Below are 20,707 nucleotides of genomic sequence, written 5' to 3' on the forward strand. Positions count from 1 at the left end.
CCGTGGTTAAAAAACGCCTCACAGGTTCGATTCGAAGACGTAGCTGCCGGACTGGAGTCCGAGCTGCACCCGCTCCCCTACCCGCCGGTGCCATTCGACGCCCTTCGCGTCCTGCACCGGGTGTCCACCTTCCGTGATCGTGTCGTCCTTAGCCGGCAGCATTAAGACAGCGGTGGTGTTGGGCGGAATCGTCACGGTATAACGCAAGCGACCTTCGTGGCGCTCCCAGCGCGCCGTGATCGTGCCGCGCACGGTATCGTGTGACGCTTCCGCCCACGTCAGCGCCTCGATCGGAGTCGGCATCAGCAACGTTTCGCTAAACCCGGGTTGCGACGGCCAGATACCCACGAGATCGCGATACATCCACTCGACGATTTGCCCGAGGAAGAAGTGATTCTGCGAGGCGCCCTTAAACGCCGGCCAGGACTCGGTCAGCGAGGTGGCGCCTTGCGCGAGTTGGTAGGCGTAACCCGGCAATTCCGGATTGGTCGCGATCTTGAAGATCAGGTCGGAGCGTCCGGCGTCAGCCAGCGCGATGAGCAGGTAACGGATGCCCGCCGCGCCGGACTGAAAGTAGTTCATCTCCTCAACCTGCTGCACCAAGGAGTTCTCCACGAACGCGGCCTGGTCGAGGTTGAGCATGCCCATTGCCAGCGGCAGCGCCTTCGAGGTCTGGGTGCCGGTCCCGATGATCTCCGGCGAGTCCGGTCGGAAGTAGGCGTCGAGGTAGGCGGCGCGCAACGACTGCGCCGATGCAAAATACCGGCCGGCCTCGTCGTCGTGACCGAGCACCCGCGCGATCTGTGCCATGTAACTTAAATTCTGATACAGGAAGGCCGAGCCGGTGATTTTTCCGGGCGTCAGGTTGGCGCGCTTGGTGATGCCCAACTCATAGTCATACCAATCGCCCAGGCCTTCATCGAGCAGACCGTCGACGGACTTGCTCTCGAGGTAGGCGAGGTAGAGCCGCATCTGCGGATACAGCTCGCGCAGCAGGGTGTCGTCGCCGGTGAACTGGTAATGTTGCCACGGCACCGCGAAGAAAGCGGCGCCCCACTCGGCGGCGCGGCGGTAGGTGCCTTTGAAGACGACATACTCGGGCGCGACATTCGGGATGAGGCCTTCCTCGGTCTGCGCGTCGGCCATGTCGCGTGCGATCTTGGCCGCGAGTCGATCGTGGTCCCACTCGAAGCGCAGGGCCGGGCCGTTGAGGTGGGTCTGCTCCAGCCAGCCCAACTTTTCGCGGTGCGGACAATCGGTGAGCAGCGAGACCATGTTGGAACGCTGCGCCCAGCGCACGAGCTCATGGATGCGGTTGAGCGTCTCATCCGAACTGGCGAAATGCCCCGCCGGCGCGGCAGTCGAATGCACGATGTCCTGCGTCACCCGCTCCACGACCGGCAGCGCCGCGCCTTCCGCGGCGGCGAAACGTTCGACGTAGAGGTAACGGGAGCCGAGGTAATAGAACTGCGGGAACCAGGTTTCGACCTCGTCCGTGGCTTTGGTGTAGCTCCACCACGCGCTGCCGCGGTGGGCGCCGCCCATGGTGCTGCGGTTGATGGTGCCGTCCTCGTTGACGATTTCGCCGCCGGTCATCTTCACGACCGATCCGGCCGGTCCACTCACGGTGAGGTGCGCGATGAACGAGGTGTTCTGGCCAAAATCGTAAAGCGTCACGCTGTCGCTGAGTTCCCGCAGGTTCACCGGCTCGCGCACCTCGATGCGTTGCACGGGTTCGGTGTTGCGCGAGTGCCCGCGCAGTTCGCCGCCGGGGCCGGCGATCGCCACCGCGGCCGGCCAGGCCGTCGCATCGTAGCTGGGCGTATCCCAGCCAACCGGCAGGAGGCGCGCATCGTAGTCTTCCCCGCCGTAGATGCCGGCAAAGGTCTGCGGACCGGCGTGCGTTTGCCAGGCGGGATCCGTCACCACGGTTTCGATACGACCGTCGGCGTAGCGCAGCTCAAGATGCGCGCGGGCTCGTTTCTCGCCGAAGCTGCCCACAAATTTGGCGAAGCGGCCCTCGACCCGAAACACGTTGGCCATGCCATCGGCCACGGTGAGTCCGAGCACGTTGGCGCCTTCCGTCAGTTGCGCGGTTACATCCCGCGTGTCGTAGAGCATGGTTTTGGCGAAGTCGGTCCAGCCCGGACCGAGCAGATCGTCACTGATCTTCCCGCCGTTGATGGAGGCCTCATAACTGCCCATGCCGGTCACGTGCAGGAGGGCGCGCTCCAAGCCCGGGCCGACCGTAATTTCGCGCCGCAGCAGCAGCACCGGCGACGCCTCGGCCGCGGTGATCCACTGCCCACCCCAATCGCCCGCCCGCAGCAGGCCCATGGTCCAGGTGGCGGGATCACTCCACGCGGACGCGTTGTCGTTTTCGTCCCACACGCGAGCCTTCCACCACACCTGTTGCGAGGATTGCAGCGGCTCACCTGCGTAGCGGATATGGACCGTTTTTCCGCTCGCCACCTTGCCGGTCGCCCAGAGGTCGGCGTTGTCCGCGGAGAGACGTTCAGGCGTGGTCGCGATCACGATCTCGTAGGCGGTCTGGCGAACCCCACGCACGCCCTCGGGCGCAGTGAGGCGCCAACCCAGGCGCGGCTGGAGCACATCGACGCCGAGCGGGTTCACCGCATCGTCGCACTCCAGTTGATGGATCGTGAGATTGGCGGCTGACGCGATGGCGGACAGCACCGCCAAACCCAGGGCGAAGAGAAAACGACGGACCCATTTCATTGAAGTTTCGAGGGGTCGACGACCACGTGTTTGATGAGGTCGCGGTTGAGGGTGTAGGTGATGTGCACGAGCCCGTCGCGCGATTGAATGACCGCCGGATAAGCGTAACCCGCCGGGCACGGCGCAACGTCGAGGGTCGCGACCGTGCGCCAGGTGATGCCGTCATCCGAGAGCGCGAGGTTGATCGGGTAACGCACGCCCTTGTGGGCGCGTTCCGGGGGCGGCGCGGTGTCGTTGAAGACCAACAACTGTCGACCGTCGGCCAGAGTCACCGCATCTGTCCCCGAGCCGGTGTGCGGCACGTGCAGCGGCTCCAACGGCGTCCAATTCAGGCCGTTGTCCGCCGACCAGGTGGAGAAGGTCACGCCATTGCGCGTGCGGCCCACCGCCTGCAAGCGACCGTCGGGGTGAAAGAGGATGCTGGGCTGAATACCATCGAGGCCGAAGTCGGCGCCCTTGTCGACCGGACCGGCGATGGTCCACGTGGCTCCGTGGTCGGTCGAGCGTTCGAAGTGCACCAGCCAACCGTCTTTGTTGCCCTCGGTGCTGGTCGGCGACAGCCAGGCCCCGTCGGGCGCGATGACGGGTTTGTTTTTCACCGGACCGATGATGCCATCCGGCAGACGGCGGGGAGCGCTCCAGCTGAGACCACCGTCGGTCGACGTGATGACCTCGCCCCACCACGTGGAGGGATGCGGACCCACTTTGTAGAACAACTGCAAGGGCGCGTTGGCCGGCGCGAAGAGCACCGGATTCCAGGTCGGCTGCCGGTCGCTGCCGTCGGCTTGCACGCCGGTGGCGACAGAGCGCGCGGGTTGCCAGGCGCCGTTCTCGTAGCGGGTAAACCAAATCTCGACGTCGGGATTGCGCTCCTTGGTGCCGCCAAACCAGGAGGCCGCCAAGGTGCCGTCGGCCAGTTCAACAATCGTGCTGGCATGACATTCCGGATACGGCGGATTGGGATTGATGATCTCGCTGCGCAGCACCGCCGGATGGGCTGGCGCCGCGAAGGGCACGTTCACCGCCGGCTCCAGCGTGAGTGAGCCGCGGAAAGTGCCCTGCCCGTCTGTCAGGTCCAGGCGCCATTCGGCGCGCTCGGGCGGTCCGCCCTTCACCCAAGCCCCGGCGAGATCGTTCAGCAGGCGCAGGTTGAAGCCCTCGCCGGCCTTGCCGCGATTGTCGAAGCGGAAGGCCTGCAGGCCCTGCACGAGCAGCGCGCTGCGTTGGGCGTGCACCCTCAGCCAATCGACGCCGGAGCGCGTCGAACGGGCCTCGCCGCTAAAGACCGGCATGCTCCATTGCCCGAAGCGGGCCGAGCCGTGGCGGTTGGGCAGATTTTTGCCTGGGCCCCACCCCACCCACTCGGCGCTGAGCGGCTGGTCCTTGAGGTGCAGCCCGATGCCGAGTTCGAGCAACCACTCCACCTCGGCTTGCGCGGAGACTTCGTAGTCGACCGTGAGGACACCCTCATTGGTCAGCGTCCAGGTGTAGTCGACGGTGAAGTGATTGTTCGCATCGGCGGTATAGTCGACGGTCGAGCGTATCACATAAGTGGAGACATGGTTCTCGGCCGACCACGCCGTGACCGTGGCCGGCAGGCCCTGCAGGAAGGTGTTCCAGTCGTGCTGCACCTTGCGGCGATCGAGCACGTTGCGCTCGGAGTAGGTCGCTTTGCGCCAGAGCAGGAACTCGCTACCGTCGACCCAGGCCTCGTCGCCGATCCGCAAGCCGCTCAGCGCGCCGGTCGCCCGGTCGAAGGTATAGGTCGCGTCGCGCGTGCCGATGGCGAGTTTGCCGTCCGCCTCTTCGACCGCGAAACGGCTTTCGGCCCGGTTGATCGCCGGGGCGCGCACCTCGCCGAGTTGCACACTGCGCGTGACCACATCGCGGCCCGCCGCGTCCGTGAAGCGCAGCTGCAGATAAAGTGCGCCAACGTCGATGGCGGCGATCGGTGCGGTCGGCACCGTGATCGATGTCTTCGCGTGCGGCGCGGCTTGCAGCGGCAGACTGCCCTGCGCCACGAGGTCGGCATCGGCAAAGAGCGACCAATGCACGGTGAGCGCGCTCAGGTTGGTGAAATCGTAGTCGTTGCGCAGGGGCACCGTCACGGTCGGCTGGCCTTCGGTCCACGGCAGGTGGTCCACCAGCACCCGCACCGGCGCGTAGGCGGATCGGGTTTCCCAATAGTCGATTTGCGGCGAACGGTCGGCGTTGACGATGCCGTCGGTGCCGTGATTGCCGTGCGAATCGTAGATCTCGCCCGGACCGGCGTCGGCCTCACGCACCAGTTCACTGCCATCGCGGGTCATCTTGGCTTTGTCGGCCATGGGATCGAGCACCTCGCGGCCATTGACCTTGCGGCGCAGTCCTTGGTCGGCCCAGGTCCAGATCATGGCACCGGCGCCAGCGGGAAACTGCGTGAGCGCATCCCAGCGCAGATCGTGTTCGCCAAAGTCCTCGGCGCCGAAAGCGTGACTGACTTCCGTCGTGATCACCGGGCGCTGCGCCACCGCGGCGAACGCGGCGTATTGCTTGGCCTTCCAGTAGTGCGGCGCGAGGATATCAACCTCGGGCGGCAGGTATTCGTCGGCGCGGAATGGCAGCAAGGTCGGGCGCGTCGGATCGAGGCCCTTGAGGGCGCGCAACACCGCGAGATGCAGCGCGGAAAACGGATCTTCGTTGCCCAGGCTCCACACGAGGACGGAGGGCCGATTGCGATCGCGGGTCACCGTTTCGTGCATGCGCAGGTAAGCCCCCTCGGCGTAGGACGGATCACTCATGCGATCACCGCCGAAGCCCAGCGGCACCTCCTCGATCACGTAGAGGCCGAGCTCGTCGCACAGCCGGATGAAGCCTTCCGCCGGCGGATAGTGGGAGGTGCGCACGGCATTGATGTTGGCGGCCTTCATTAGGCGAATGTCCTCCAACCAATGTTCGCGGTGGGTGGCGCGGCCGACATCCGGGTGTTCATCGTGACGGGCCACGCCGCGCAGTTTGATGGGCTGGCCATTGAGCTTAAACACCGGGCCGTCGATGGTGACTTCGCGGAAGCCGATGCGGTCCTCCCACGCGTGCACCACGGCATCGTCGCGCCGCACTTCGACGCGCAGGTCGTAGAGATTGGGCGTTTCGGCGGTCCACGGTGCCGGCGCTTTTACGGGCAACTCCAGCAAAACTTCGCGACTGTTGTGCGCGCCGGTGACGGTGCCGGTGAAGTTGGCGGTCTGCACCACCTGGCCGTCGCGACTCAGGATGGCGCGCACTTCGAATGGCGGCGACGGCGCAAAAAAATCGGCGCGCTCATTGCGCATCACAAAGGCCCGCACCTGCAGGGTGGCATCGGTGAAGCTCTCGTCGAAATCGGTCACGGTCTCGACGCTCTCGAGGTTCCACTCCTTGGGCATGATCTCGAGCCACACGTCGCGATAGATGCCGGGCATGCCCCAGTCGTCGTTGGCGTCGAGTTTGAACAAAGGCGTCTGCTGGCGCACGCGCACCGCGAGTTCGTTGAGCGCGCCGGGTTTCAGGACCTTGCTGGCATCAAAACCGAAGCCGGTGAAACCGCTGTCGTGGCGGCCCAACAGTTGGCCGTTGAGCCACACCTCGGCCGATTGCCACACCCCGCCAAAACGCAGGAGCACGCGCCGCCCGTCGGCCTCGGCAGGAGCGGTGAAGGCGCGCCGATAAAAGCCCTCGGACTTGGTGCCGTTGATGTAGTGCGGCTCCTCGAAGCCGAGGGAAGTCCAGCAGCCCGGCACCGCGATCGGCTGGAAGGCGGTCGCATCGAAGTCCGGTTCGTAGAATTTGCGCAGCGCGTTGGCCGCGTCGTCGTTGGGGGCGAGTTGAAAGGACCAGGTGCCGTTGAGGGAAACCACGCGCGAGGTGGCGTCACCGCCCAGCGTGCGAATGGCCGCTACCACGGTCGGCGCGTCCGGCAGGTTTTCCATCGGCGTGATGTCCTCGGCAGCGTGGAGGGCGGGAGCGGTCAGGCCGACAACCATCGTGGCAACGAGCGTGAGCGAGTGGAGCGCGCGCCGGGCGAGCCACTCGCTTACGCTCGTAGCCACAGACGTGGAGCCGAAGGGGGTGCCGGAAAGAAGCGAAGTCATTGTCAAAGGGGTCTTAGGGTTGGGCCAGCCGGGTGCGGGTTTCGGCGGCGAGGACGGTCGCGTCGCTCGTCGCGGCGGCGCGCAGGCTGAAGTGAAGGGTGTAGGGCTGCACCGGCACGGCGTATTCGCTGAGCACGCCGGGGCCGCAACTGCCGTTGCCGAGGCCGCTCATGCGCGCATCGAGCGAGAGCACGGTGTCGGCGCGCGGCGTGAGTTGGTAGGCGTTGCGCTGCGCGGCGAGGTCGTGGTCGGTGAAGTGCAGCGCGGTGGCGGAGAGCGGCGTGTCTTCGGCGACGACAAGCAGGCCGTGGCCCTGTGGATTGGTCAGCGCCAGCCAGCGCACGCCTTCGTGGTTGCCGGTGTGCTGCGGCCGAACGTAGGGCGTGTATTGCGCGGTCACCGTGCTCTGCCAGACGCCAATCGGCGCACTCGTGAGCCGGTCGTTGTAGTTTTCATGCGGACCATGGCCGGACCATTGGTAGGTCTCGAGGCCGCGAGTGATGCCCAGCGACACACCGATGCGGGCCAATGGCGGCAGCTCGCCGCTCGGCGTAAAGGTGTTCTCGACGTCAACGACGCCGTCACCACGGATCCAATACACCGCCCGGTGCTGAATCGATCCGGTCTTGGCGTGAGTGGTGGCGACGGTCTCAACTCTAACGAGATTGGGTTGCGGCTGCGAAACCTCGAAGCGCTCCAAGGTGCGCGTCATGGTGTCGAGGCCGGCCTCGCGCCACTCGCGCGCCATCCACTTGCCGAAGCCCCGGTCGTTATCGAGCGGAGCCCGCCAAGCCTGCAGCTGCGGACCGGCCATTGGCTCGTCCTTGGCCTTGAGCACGTTGCCGTGGCCGAAGCTCAGTCCGGTCAGGTAGCCGGTCGCGCGGTCGAACTCCACGCCGAAGCGATTGGCGTCGTCACGAACGATGAGCTGATCGCGTTGCTCAGCGACGAAGAGCAGGGCCTCGGCCGGAATCACGCGCGCCGGCACAGTCGGCACATCGACCTCCAACGCCAACTGCTCGAAAGCGATCTCGTGGCCGGCTGGTGCCCAGGGCGCAGCGGCCTTGGTGTGCACACTCACGCGCAGGAAATACTCCGCGCCGGGCACCGGATCGGCGATGGGCGTGACCGGAATGTCGACCTCGGGATCGCCCCACGGCCGAATGTCGAGCGGCGGCAGCACGCCGGATTGCACCACCGCGCTGTCGCAGAGCACCGCCCAACGCACCTCGAAGGCGCTCAAATTGGTGTGGAAGTGGCGATTGGTGATGCGCACCTGCACGGCGCGATCGGCCTCGGGGGTCATGCGGCGCGGCTCGATCAGCACCGTTTGGTAGACCTTTTTCACCTCCCAATATTTTGGATACACGGCGCGCTCGGCTGTGATGATGCCCTTGATGGCGAAGGCACCGTGGTTGGGTTTGTCGCCGAAGTCCCCGCCGTAGGCCATGAAGCGCGTGCCGTCGGGCGCGGTGGCGTAGAGCCCTTGGTCGACCCACTCCCAAATGAAGCCGCCCAGCAGACGCGGATGCCAATAGATCTCCTGCCAGTGCTCGGCGAGGTTGCCGATGGCGTTGCCCATGGCGTGGGCGTATTCGCTGGTGAGCACGGGGCGGGTCTCGCCGGGCGTGAGGGTCAGGTTGATGAGGCGCTCCCAACGCGCGTTTTCCGGGCGCTCCTCGTCGGAGTCGGCCGGCACACCGGGATTGAGATAGGGCGCCATCGTGCGCGGATAAAACCGGCTGATCACATCCACGGTGAGCGGATCACGTGGTGAACCCTGGGCGCCCTCATAATGCACCGGGCGGGTTGGATCGAAGTCGTGGATCCAGGCCGACATCGCGGCGAAGTTGGGACCGTAACCCGACTCGTTTCCCAGCGACCAGAAAACGACGGAGGCGTGGTTTTTGTCGCGCTCGACGAGGCGGATGCCGCGGTCAAGAAACGCTGCCGCCCAGCGTGGATCGCTGGCCAATTCGCCGCGCAGACCGTGGGTCTCGAGATCGGCTTCGTCCATGACGTAGAGGCCCATCTCGTCACAGAGTTCATACCAACGCGGATCATTCGGATAATGGGAGGTGCGCACCGCGTTGATGTTGGCCTGCTTCATCAGCGTGATGTCTTCGATCATGCGATCGTAGGAGATGGCGCGACCATCGGCCGGATCGGTTTCGTGGCGATTGACGCCGCGGAGTTTGATGCGCGCGCCGTTGACGAGGAAGAGACCGTCGGTGATCTCAACCTCGCGAAAACCCACGCGGGTGGCCACGGCTTCGACGGTGGCGCCGCTGGCGTCGTGTAGGGTGAGCACCAGCGTGTAGAGCGTGGGCGTCTCCTCGGTCCACTTTGCCGGAGCGGTGATCGTGGCGCTCATCCAGGCAAACTTGGCCGGGCCGCGCTGCGGCGTGCGGTCGTTCATGATCGCGGCCTTGTGGGCGCGGTTGAGCATGGTCGTGACGTCGCTCGCAAGCGGCGCATGGACCACCGGTTGGCCGGCGGCATCGAAGAGTTGGCCCGACACGGTCCAGCCCGCGACATCGGCCTCTGGCAGCGCGTTGATCTCGGGTTTGATCTGCAGCTCGGCGTCGGTGTAGGTCGCGTCGAGTTCGGTGCGCACCGCGAAATCGGCGATGCGCACGGCGGCGGTCGAATAAAGCCGCACACTGCGGAAGATGCCGCTCAGCCGCCAGGTGTCCTGATCCTCCAGGTAGCTGCCGTCGCTGTAGCGCAGCACCTGCACGGCGAGTTGATTGGCGCCGGGATGCACGTAGCGGGTGATCTCAAACTCCGCCGGCGACATGCTGCCCTGGCTGTAACCGACTTCCTCGCCATTGACCCAGAGCGTGGTCGCACCCTGCACGCCGTCGAAGTGGATAAACACGCGGCGGCCGGCCCAGTCGCTGGGCACGTCAAAGGAGTGGCGGTAGGAGCCGACCGGATTGCGTTCGTGGAAGGTGGTGGCGTCGGGTTTGGGTTCACCCATCACGCGCGGCGGATCGACTTTGAACGAATAACCGGCGCTCACGTAGATCGGCGTGCCGAAACCATGACGTTCCCAGTTGCCCGGCACCGGAATGGTGCCCCACCCCGCGTCGTCAAAATCTGGGCGGAAAAAGTCGGCGGGGGCTTCGGCCGGCGTGGGCACCCAGGCAAAGGTCCAGTCGCCATCCAACACCCGCACGAAGGGCGACTGGTCTGCCTCGCGCACACTCACGTGCGTCCGGGCGGAAGCGGCATCGGCGAAGGGATAAAAGGTGGCGCGCGCCGGCTCGCGGTTGACGGCAAAAATCTGCTCGTTTTCCCAGCGCGGTGGCGTGGCGGCGGCGGCGGCGGCGGCGGTGGCAATCCCCAACCCCAAGAGCGCAAGACACGCGAGTTGCAATAACCCGTGGCTACGAGCGTGAGCGAGTGGTCGGTGGGATGGGCACGGAGCCACTCGCTCACGCTCGTAGCCACAGCAGGAATGAAAACCCGAGTTCATGATTTGACCTCCCGGCGGGCACTGAGCGTTGTCGCGAGGAAACCCGTGACGAGGATGGCGGCGGTGCCGAAGACGATGATGAGAAAACTGTGGAACGGGCTGCGCAGGGCGTCCGGCCACGCGGCCCACTTGGGCGAAAGCGTCATCCAGAGGATCACCACGACGCCCACCGCCACGCCGGCGATCCCGGCGGCGCGCGAGGCGAGGCGCGACATGAGTCCGAGCAGGAAGAGCCCCAGCGTGCCGCCGCTGAACACGCCGGCCAAAATCCACCAGGCGTCGAGCGCGCTCTTCACCTGCGTCATGGCGAGCGCCATGAGCGTGCCGGCGATGCCCCAGCCGATGGTGGCGCGGCGCAGGCGTTTCAGGCCGAGCGATTCATCGGCGACGCGACCGGTGAGGCGCGGCCAGACGTCGTTGAGGATGATCGTGGCGGACGAATTGAGGCTGGTGGAAACCGTGCTCATCGCCGCCGCGAAGACGGCGGCGATCAACAGGCCGGTGAGGCCCGGCGGCAAGACGGTGACGATGAACCAGGGGAACACGTAATCGGATTTCGCCGCGTCGCGGTAAACCTCGGGCAACCCTTCCGGATGGGCCGCGTAATAAGCGAAGAGCGCGGTGCCGAGGAAAAAGAACACGGCCGAGAGCGGCACGTAGAGCAGTCCGCCGAGCCATACGCTCTTGCGCGCCTCGGCGTCGTTTTTGGCCGCGACGTAGCGCTGCACGTAGTTCTGATCGACGCCGAAGTTTTGCAGGTTGATCACCACACCGTAGACGAGCACCACCCAGAAGGTCGGAGCGCCGAGCTCGGTGCCGAAACTGCCGAGGCTCCACTTGTCATTGGCGGTGGCCAGCGCACTGACCTCGCTCCAGCCGCCGGGCACCAGCCCGATCATGAGCGCGCCGCAGACGATCGCGCCGGCGATCAGCACGACGGTCTGAATGGCGTCGGTCCAGATGACCGCGGTGAGTCCGCCGATCAGCGTGTAGAAGGTCACGCACAGTCCGGTCACGAGGATGATGGCGCGGATGTCCCAGCCCAGCAGCACCGCCAGCGGCAGCGCCATGAGATACATCACCGTGCCCATGCGTGCGAGCTGCGTGAGCAGGTAACACAAACTCGCATACATGCGCGCCCACGGGCCGAAGCGTTGTTCGAGATGCTCGTAGGCCGACACGTGGCCGACCTGCCGGTAGAACGGCACAAACCAGCGCACGGCGACCCACGCCGCCAACGGAATGCCGAGGCTGAAGACGAAGGAGTTCCAGTTGCTCGCAAACGCTTTCCCCGGCAGCGCGAGGAAACTGATGCTGCTCACGTAGGTGCCGAGGATCGACAGACCGGTGAGCCAGCCGGGCAACTTGCGGCCACCGGCGGTGTAGTCTTCGAGGGAGCGGTTGCGCCGGCCGATGCCCCACCCCACCGCCATCGTGGCGGCGAAATAGGTGACCAGCACCAGCAGGTCCAGCGTCGTGAAATGGGTGTCCAAAAGGGGTTGGTGGGGGCTCGGGGTTTGGGGCGATTAAAACGGGAAAACTCAGGGACCGGCGGCCAGCAGCTTCTCCACCACGGCCCGGGGCACCGCGACGATGCAGCCATGGCGCGCGTCGGCCGGCATCACGATGCGGTCGCTCACATCCTCCCAGTGCACGAGATCGGTCGAGCGCACCATGCCGATGGCGTTGAGCATGTGTTTGTCGAAATACACCCGGTATTCGTCGCCGACCTTGATCGCCGCCGGGCCTTCGGCCCAGTAGTCGCCGGTGAGGGCCGGGGTTTCATGGTCCCACGGGCCTTCGGCACTGCGGCCGCGGATCAGCCGGATGTTCTTCTGCGTGACCGGCGAGAGGGTTTCGTTCTTTACGAACATGAGCCAGTCCGCCGTGCCGTCCTCGGCGGGGATGATGTTGGCGTCGATCACGTTGTAGCCGCCGTCGTAGAGCAGCGTGGTCGGCGTGTAGGTGACGAAGTCCTTTGTAGTGGTCGCGTAGATACGATGGTTGCGCTCGGGCCGACGGTTGGACATCGCGGTCGCGGGGTATCGGCCGAGAATCGTGGTCGACCAGTGCAGCAGAAACTGCTCGCGGTCCGGATTCCACAGGATCTCCGGCGCCCAGCAATTCTGCGCCTCCGGCTCGTGCGCCATCACCGGGATGGCTTGTTGCTCCGACCAGTGAATAAGATCGGGCGACGAGGCGTAACCGATCGTCTGGCCGGTCCAGCCGGTCGTCCACACAAGGTGAAAGATCCCCTCGTGGTCGCGATAGATCGACGGGTCGCGCATCAGCTTGTTCTCGCCGACGGTCGGCTGCAGGTAGGACTGTCCGCCGTTGAGCATGGCGAAGTCGTAACCGTCGGCGCTCCAAGCCAGCCGGAAGCCCTCCCCTTCCCGATCGTGGTAAAAGTAGGCGAAGAGGTAACAGGTCTCGGGCAGCTCAGCGGCGGCGGCGCGCGGTGCAGCGAACACTCCGCAAATGGCCGCCAGGATCACCCACGCCATGTGTAGGGCTGCCGCTTGTCGGCATGCCGCTGGCTGACGGCTCGATTCGCTTGATGGCCGCGCGAGAGGCAACGGCGGCACGGCGACGAGCGCCGGCCCTACAAGGTAACGTAAATGGGGCAGATTCGAACGCATGAGGTTTAATCGACAGGGACGAGTAAGGTGGTGGGTTTGCCGTCGTCGCCGAGGCGGCGCACGCGGATCGCCATGCCGGGTTTGCCCGGCAGCTTCACCGTGCGGTGGGCCGCATCGACGTAGTGGTAGTTGTCGAGTTTTTGGGTCACGAACTCCCCCGGTTCGGGCGTGATGGTCATCTCCCAGGTATCGATCACATCAACCACGTAACGCTGCCCGTCGGTGACGCCGTTTTTGTAGAGTTTAAAGGTCCACTCGGTCGGCGCCTCGCGGCCGAAATAGGTCAGGTAGTAGAGGCCAGGCTGACCGCCGGTGTTCGTGTCCTGCCACTTGTCGATCGGGTCGATGCCCATCGCCGGACTCGTTTCCAGGATATCGCGCAGGAAGGCCAGGCGCGGCGTGCTGGTGCCGGTCAGTTTGCCGCCGAACGACGTCCAGGTGTCCTCGACCACGGTGAAGAAATAGTCGCCATGGCCCACGTAGGTGCCGGCCACGGTGCCGCACCAGAAGCGGTGCACCATCTCGGCACCGGTGAGGTTGCCCCAACGGAAGTGGCTGTCGCCTTCGTATTTGACTTCATCATACACGACCGGCTTGTGCCAGACGCTGCGATACATCTCGGCCCGGCCGGGTTCGTCGACGGCGGCGCCGTTCTGCATCGAGACGTGCGTGATCCAGGGTTTTGTCTGGTCGAAAATGCGGTGACCGTTGTGGATCGAGCGCAGGCGCTGATGCGGGTCGCAGTCGGCCACGAGTTGCCCGAGCCGATCCCAATCGGCGTCGGTTTTGGTGCGCAGGAAATCGAACTCGTTGCACAGCGACCACCAGATGTGGCGATAGGCGCCGAAGCGCGCGACCACGTAGCGGATGTAGCGCTCGTCGCCGTCGGCATCCATCGAGTTGAAGCCCCACTTGCCGTAGGGGTTGAGCAGGATCACGTCGGCCTCGATGCCGAGCTCGAGCAACTGCTCCAGACGCTTTTCGTAGTGGCGGAAAAACTCCGGGTTGAAGCGCGTGAGATCCCAGTCGTGCGGGGGCGTGCCGACGAAGGGCCAGAGCGGCGGCGCATACTTCTCCTGGTAGGCGGTCGGCTGCTGGGTGATGAGCATGCGCGCCTTGTTATAGGGCGATGCCGCCAGGGTGCGCAGCGTCTCTTCCTGCACCGCCTCGGGCGCGTCGATCCAGTTGTAGATCGTGGTGCCGACCTGCTTGTAGGGCGTGCCGTCGGCGTAGGCGAAATGGTAGGTGTTGAAGACGCGCACCGGACCGTGGTTACCCGCGCTGGGTGCAACGGCGGTGAACGAGCCGCGTTTGCCGGTGAGGTCCCAGCGATTGCTCTTCGTCTCGTAACGCCACTCGCCGATGGCGTCCGGACTGAAGCGCACTTTGTAGATGCCGTCGCCGTCGTAGAAACCGGGCACGTGCACAGTGGTGTGACCATCGGTGAACTCGGCGGCGACGTTCACCTCGGTGAAGGGATTGCCGGTGCTGGGACCGGTCAACTCGAGTTCAAAGACGCCCCAACGTTCCACGGTGGCCGGAGCGGCGTGGGCAAGCAGGGGCAGGCAGGCGGACAAAAGCAGGAGGAGGAGGCGTTTCATGCGGGGCAAAATTTCAGCGGGGTCAGAGTTGAATGTCGGCGGCCTGGTCGAGGCTCGTGATGATGGCTTTGCCGGGGAAACGCGCGCGGTATTCGTCCGCCATGGCGGCGATGGACGCAGCGTTGGGTTGGCCGCCCTTCCACTTGCGCAGGTTCTGGCGCGGCGCGAGCGAGATGCCGCCGGCGGGGGCATATTCGTCGCCCTTGGCGGTGCGGAACCAGTAGGTGAAATCGATGATGTCGACCACGGCCGCGCGCGCCGGATCGGCGAGGATGGCATCCTGCACATCCTTGGTGGCGCTGAGCGCGATGAGCGGGTGTTGACCCGTCTCAAGTTCCCACTCGGCGACGACATCGATCCAGAACTGCATGAAGTGCAGCGGTCCGGTGTTTTCGGCGGAGAGGCTGTGGATCACGTTCGGCTGGCCGGCGAGATTGTCCAAGCATTGCCGAATGTAGGCGCGATGAAGCGCGCGGTAAGTCGGGTCGCTGAGATCGTAGAATTCGTCGGCCATCTTGATCGTGTCGCCGGTGAACGGCGGCGGCTCGGGGAACTGGCGACTGGTGTCGTTGATGTTGTTGACCGGTCGCCAGGGCGAGTCGACCCAGTGGGCGCCCGACTCGATGATGTTGTGCTGAAAATACATCTCGTTGATCAGCACGAGACCGCGCTCGCGGGCCACATCGGCGAAGTCGCGCAGGCGCTGGAAATACCACGGATTGTAGCGCGTGAGGTCGTAGCGGCTGAGGCCATCCCAAGCGCGGCCGGTGCCGGAGCGCGCAAAGGGTTGTTCAAAAAAGGGCGGCCACACATCGGAGTCGGGCCGGCGAATCATCTGATGATCGATGCGGCGGCGCTCGTGCCAGAGGCCGTAGTGATGGCGGAAGGCGACGATGTTCTGACGTTCCATCCAGTCGGCCACCGCCGGGAGTTCATCGGTCAGGCCCATGCCGGTGCGACCGGGAGCGAAACGGGTGATGGCGGGGCCAAACTCCTTGGCGCGCCCCGGCTCCATGCGACCGAGCCACCAGGCGCCAGCAGTCCAGCGCCCGGTCAAACGTTCATCGCCGAGGAAGAGCACCCCGTCGCGCAACGAGAGCGGGTGGCCGGCCGGCGACGGTGTCGGTTGCAGGCGCACGGCAAGATCGGTCACGACCTGCTCCAGCGACGGAATCGCGGCAAGCGTGTGCTCGGTGTAGGTGCGCGGGGCGAGCGCGTTGATCGCATCCGGGCCGACGCGGTCGGCGAGCTGGGCGCGGTAAAGTGACGGCGGATGGGCGAACTCGTTGGACATGCTCCACGCCGCGTCGCCGACAAACTGGCCCCACACGCCGTTGGCCCAGTTGTGCGCGCCGGGCGGGGTCCGCGCGATGATCTTGCTGGCTTCGCTGTCCCAGATCACGGAATTGGCCGCGGCCCAGCCGACGCCTTGATTCCACGTTTCCATGTTGTCGAGCCGCAGGATCCCGCCGTCGATCGACACTTGGTCGAAGAGCAGGCCCGAGGACCAACTCCCGATGGAACCACTCCAGCCCTGGGTCTGCACCGCCCGGCACTCCAGAAACACGTTGGGTCCGCCGGTTTGATAACCGACGGTAAAGTCAAAGAGACCGTCCTCGGTCGTGCAGCGCAGGAAGAGCGTCTGTTGACCGCGGGAGTGAAACGCGAGGCGACGATAGCCAGCCAACTCGGACTTCGGCGCGAGCGAGGCGCAGTCCTGCACGGTCACCCGTTCCACCTTGGCGCCGACCTGCACGATGCTGCCGGCGAAGTGCACGCCCACCACGTCACTGATCCAGCCGTCGCGCACGGCGTGCAGATCGATGGCATTCCAGGCGTGTTGTTCGTCGTGCGGATTGGCGGCGTCAATTTCCGCCTCACAGCGCAGATGCTCCACGCCCACCTGGCTGATGTAACCGGCTTCTGAATACGCCTGCACCTTGCCGCCGCCCCAGCGGGCTTCCAGCGCCGTGGTGATCGGGGCATCGAGGGTGACGGTGTGACCATCGATCGCGGTGATGACCCGGTCCCAGTGCAGATTGAAGCGATCGGGTTTCCAGTTGTAGGGCTGGCGCGCCGGGGCGACATCCATGCCGAGAAACTGAATCCACGCTGCGGGGCTCGGCCGCTCGACATCGAGGCGTTGGCCGACCACGAGACCGTCCACCGCATCGAGGGTGAAAGACGTGGCGCCGACCGGGACGTAGTCGTCGGTGATGGCCCGGGTCGGGCCGAGAGCGGTGCGTTGCAAGGTGCCAACGATCTCGATCAACGCCCGGCGCTCGGTGCCCGTGGCGACCAACACGGTGCCGTCCGGACCGTTGCCGGCGCCGCGCAGCACGATGCCGCTGGCGCGCAGTTTGAGTTGACCGCCGATGTCGTAGCGGCCGGCGGTGAGACGCACCGCGCCGCGCAGACCGGCGGCATCGGCGGGCTGCGCGGCGAGCCAATCGAGGGCTGCCTGAATCCGCGCGCCGTCATCGCCGTCAACCGGCGCGACTTCGATCACGGACGGCAGAAACGGAATCGCCACCCCACCCCCGCCATAACCGGCCGAGGAAAAGTCGGGCACCCGATCGCCGTTGTCCGCGACTTGGTAAACGAGTTGGCCGTCTGATCCCATCGTCACGGGCGGCGGGACTTGTTTGGCGACCAGCGCCGTGGCGAGTAACGCAAATACCCATGGTAGGGCGCGACGCGATTTGCCGACCTGTGGGTCGGGCTTTACGCCCGACAATTCGAGTGGCTGGGGAATGTCGGGCGTAAAGCCCGACCCACGGAGAAATGTGGTGAAATGATTCACAACGTTACCTCCAGTTTCGAAAGCTCGTCGGCCTGCGCGACTTCGCGGCCGTCCACCCAAACCCGCAGCCCGGCGCCGCGGCCGAATTTGGTGCCGTCGCGATCCCACAGGATGGTGATGTCGCGGCCGCGATAACGCACGTTGTCGAGGCAGAACCAGGTCCACGTGCCGGCCGGCAACAAGGGGTCGATCTCAAGCACGTTGTCTTCACGGGGACGCAGTCCGACCACGCCGCTGATCAAAAGGTCCGCGTAGGTGGAATGGTTATACCAATAACTCCGCGGGTGCCGGCCCTTCAGCCACTGGCCACTCACTTCGTCCTGATACTCGCCGATGTAGGCGTCACCGTCGTAGCGCTGCGACCGCGTGTAGGTGATGAACGCGTCAAAGTAATCCTGCCGATCGATGACGTCCTGCGGGTAGTCGCGCAGCACCTTGGCCATCGCCGTGAGCGTCTGCGACGTCGCGAAGGGCCACACCGCGCCATCCCACTCGCAGGTGCCGACGCCGTGGGAGCGGAAACGCGGATCGCGGCGCTCGGCCGTGGTGATGCCGAACGGCGCATGAAATCCGGCCGGATCCTTGAGCTGCGCCCAGGCACGCTCGTAGCCGCGCTCGGGGGCCGGCAGGCCAAAATACCACGGAATAAACCCAATCTGCTCCCGCACCGGAATGCGTTCGAGCTCCTCCGTCAGGGAGGTGAAAAACGTGCGCTCTTCGTCCCACAGCGTCTGCACCACTTGGGCGCGCAGTGCGCCGGCTTTCGCGTAGAGTTGACCGGACAAGGTGTCGCGGCCCGTCAGGCGGGTGATTTCGGCCAGCGCCCAGAGGTTGCCGGCCATGTAAGCGCTGATGGTCGGACGCACGTTTTTCACATGCCGGCCGCCGCTGAGCGACTCCTCCATCGCGTCCCACACGTCGGCCTGCCAGAACAGACCGTCGTCGCGGCGGTTGCTCGTCTCCCATCGCTCGTAGTCGGCCAACAACTCATCGGTGAAGCCTACCAACGTGGCGGTGTCGCCGGTGACCATCCAACGCTGCCACAGCGCATACTGCAGCCATTGGGAATATTTGTGCAGGTGCGGCTGCGGACCGCCCTCGTGCCCACGCAGCCAATACAGCACCGTCTCGTCGAAGGGTTGCTGATCGCGCAGCCAACGGCCTTCCATCAACTCGTGACCGAGTGCACTGCTCACGGGTTTGGGTTTGGTGATGAACTCCGTGAAGACCATGTGCCCCGACGCTTCATCGCGCGTCAGGTGTTTGCGCAGCGCCCACCAGCGGAACCAGTAAATCTCTTCGACGTCCGCATCGGAACAGGTAAAGAGCGGCACGCGATCACGCATCCAGTCCCACGCATCGGCATCCGGCACGAGGTTGACGACCGTCTCGGCGTCGGTCGCGGCAAAGTGCGCGGCGTGGCGGGCAAACTCGTCGCTTTGCAACACCACCGGCTCCGCCGACACCAGTGTCGCGGTCAGTCCCAGTATGGCCCACGGCATACTCGGCAGATGGATGATCCTTCTCACCGTCTTGGCTAGTTTCGTGTGATTCGTGTGATTCGTGGTTGGAATCATTTCCGTGTCTTCCGTGTGGTCCATGGGCCTTCCCCTCACAGGGTGTTCACGTTGTTGGCGGGATCGGTGTAGTCGGTCGCGACGCGCGGGTCGGTGCCGTTGAGGTATTCCTCGACGTTGGTGTAGCCGTCCTTGTCAGAGTCGACCCAACCGCTGGCGGGATCGTGCGGATCAAATCCGTAACGCCGCTCCCAGGCATCGGGCATGCCGTCTCCGTCGGAGTCGACCGGCGGCGGGGTGCCTTGGTAGTCCGGCCAGCCGCCGACGTCGGTGTGCACTTTCACGATGCCGTTGCCATAGGTCGGCTGACCGCTGCGCACCTCCTCGATGATACGAAGGTCAACCGGATCGCGGCGCGGCAGCGTGGCACCGGCTCCGGCCAACACCGCGGCGTAGGCTTCCTCGGCGGTGGTCGTGCGCACCGCCGGCATCGGCACCGGCGCGTGATGGCGCGCGTGCTCGATCAGCGCGGCGACTTCAGCGGCGCGCTCGTCGCCTCCGCCATATTGCACGCCGCCGGCGTAGTTGTCGGCGGTGACTTCCGGCGCGCCTTCCACGACGTTGTCCTGCGCGAGCCAGAACCCCGGCTCGTCGCGTTCGTGGAAATTGCGAAACGCCTCGGGCCGCGCGATGCGGTAGCGCACTGGTCCCTCGCCGGTCGCCGGCCCCGGTTTGTAGTAGTTGGCGATCACGTTCAGCACGGAGGTGCTGTCGCCGCCGTCGATCGAGCGGTGGGCCCAGTTGAACAGCACGTTGTTGCGCAGATCGATCTGGTCGCCCCAGCCGATGCTCGGGTTGCGCGCCGTGTTGTTGGCCCAGAGGTTGTGATGAAAGCTCGCGCGGCGGCCGCCGATGGTGGAGCCGAAGGCATGGCGATTGAGGTCGAGCGCTTCGCTCGAGATGCACCACTGAATCGTGAGGTCCTCGATCGGATTCTTCTCAAAACCGCCCTGCCCGTCCGGCTTCATGTAGCGGTAGAGCGAGACGTTTTCATCCAGTCCCCAACTGAAGGAGCAATGATCGAGGATGATACGGCCCGGCGAATGCACCGCGTTGAAGGCGTCGTCGCGACTGACGAGGTTGCCGCGGCGGAAACGCATGTAGCGCACGATCACATCGCTGGCGTTGATCGTTGTCGTGTCTCCGCTGATACAAATGCCGTCGCCCGGCGCGGTCTGCCCCGCGATGGTGAGAAAGGGATGGTTGATCAACACCGGCGACTGCAGCTCCACGCGGCCGGCGACTTCGAAGATCACGATGCGCGGGCCCGCGGCTTCGACGGCGGCGCGGAATGATCCCGGTCCGCGGTCCTGCAGGTTGGTGACCTTGAGCACCCGACCACCGCGACCACCCGGCGTGATTGCGCCGGCGCCTTCCGCGCCCGGGAAAGACGGCACGGCCGCACCGAGGTCCTGCGGAGAACCGAGCAGCCCGATCACACTGAGCGCCAGCGCGGTGAGGATTGACGTGACGGGGCGGCGGCGGAATCGCGAGAGGGCGTAAAATCGAGTCATGGGCCAGGGGAATGGGGAACGGTCTTACTAGGTGCGCCGAGGGTCGTGCGCGAAGCACAACAAACGGCCATCCAGTCGGACGGTCGGGGATTTTTTGGGCAGGGGTGTAATGGACGCAACGAACCCGCGAGGAGGGTCCTGCAACCGGGGATCATCTTAACGCGTTTACCCGGAGATTCTGCCATGATTATCCGAATTCATGGCGGTTTCCTAAGGACTAAGGGCGCCGTTACCTTAAATCACC

General features: G+C 65.2%; 9 protein-coding genes. All 9 read right to left on the reverse strand.

Features of this window, described 5'->3' with window-relative positions:
* Nucleotides 1-18: 18 nt before the first annotated feature.
* Nucleotides 19-2,739 carry a family 78 glycoside hydrolase catalytic domain gene (locus K1X11_RS02500; RefSeq protein WP_221030467.1) on the reverse strand — a complete coding sequence of 907 codons (2,721 nt, stop codon included), beginning with the start codon at nt 2,737-2,739 and terminating at the stop codon, nt 19-21.
* On the reverse strand, nt 2,736-6,848 hold the full coding sequence (locus K1X11_RS02505; protein ID WP_221030468.1) for an exo-alpha-sialidase: 4,113 nt from the start codon (nt 6,846-6,848) through the stop codon (nt 2,736-2,738). Before K1X11_RS02505 ends, K1X11_RS02500 begins: the two co-directional genes overlap by 4 nt.
* Before the next feature lie 13 nt (nt 6,849-6,861).
* Nucleotides 6,862-10,206 carry a glycoside hydrolase family 2 TIM barrel-domain containing protein gene (locus tag K1X11_RS02510; RefSeq protein WP_221030469.1) on the reverse strand — a complete coding sequence of 1,115 codons (3,345 nt, stop codon included), beginning with the start codon at nt 10,204-10,206 and terminating at the stop codon, nt 6,862-6,864.
* A gap of 119 nt (nt 10,207-10,325) precedes the next feature.
* The gene (locus tag K1X11_RS02515) at nt 10,326-11,762 is read right to left on the reverse strand and encodes a sodium:solute symporter family protein (RefSeq protein WP_425503841.1); all 1,437 of its coding nucleotides are present in this window, start codon (nt 11,760-11,762) and stop codon (nt 10,326-10,328) included.
* A 108-nt stretch (nt 11,763-11,870) separates the two neighbouring features.
* Nucleotides 11,871-12,800 (reverse strand): glycoside hydrolase family 43 protein, encoded by a 930-nt coding sequence (locus tag K1X11_RS02520; RefSeq protein ID WP_221030471.1) that lies wholly within the window; start codon nt 12,798-12,800, stop codon nt 11,871-11,873.
* 173 nt (nt 12,801-12,973) lie between these two features.
* Nucleotides 12,974-14,569 (reverse strand): DUF5060 domain-containing protein, encoded by a 1,596-nt coding sequence (locus K1X11_RS02525; RefSeq protein ID WP_221030472.1) that lies wholly within the window; start codon nt 14,567-14,569, stop codon nt 12,974-12,976.
* 22 nt (nt 14,570-14,591) lie between these two features.
* Complete coding sequence (locus tag K1X11_RS02530; RefSeq protein WP_324726066.1) at nt 14,592-17,372, reverse strand: DUF6298 domain-containing protein; 2,781 nt, start codon at nt 17,370-17,372, stop codon at nt 14,592-14,594.
* Nucleotides 17,369-18,874, reverse strand: coding sequence for an MGH1-like glycoside hydrolase domain-containing protein (locus K1X11_RS02535; protein ID WP_221032387.1), 1,506 nt, complete (start codon nt 18,872-18,874; stop codon nt 17,369-17,371). Before K1X11_RS02535 ends, K1X11_RS02530 begins: the two co-directional genes overlap by 4 nt.
* Before the next feature lie 110 nt (nt 18,875-18,984).
* The gene (locus K1X11_RS02540; RefSeq protein ID WP_221032388.1) at nt 18,985-20,463 is read right to left on the reverse strand and encodes a hypothetical protein; all 1,479 of its coding nucleotides are present in this window, start codon (nt 20,461-20,463) and stop codon (nt 18,985-18,987) included.
* Between the last annotated feature and the right edge of the window lie 244 nt (nt 20,464-20,707).

Source organism: Actomonas aquatica (genome assembly GCF_019679435.2).
In the GTDB taxonomy this organism is placed as follows: Bacteria; Verrucomicrobiota; Verrucomicrobiia; order Opitutales; family Opitutaceae; genus Actomonas; species Actomonas aquatica.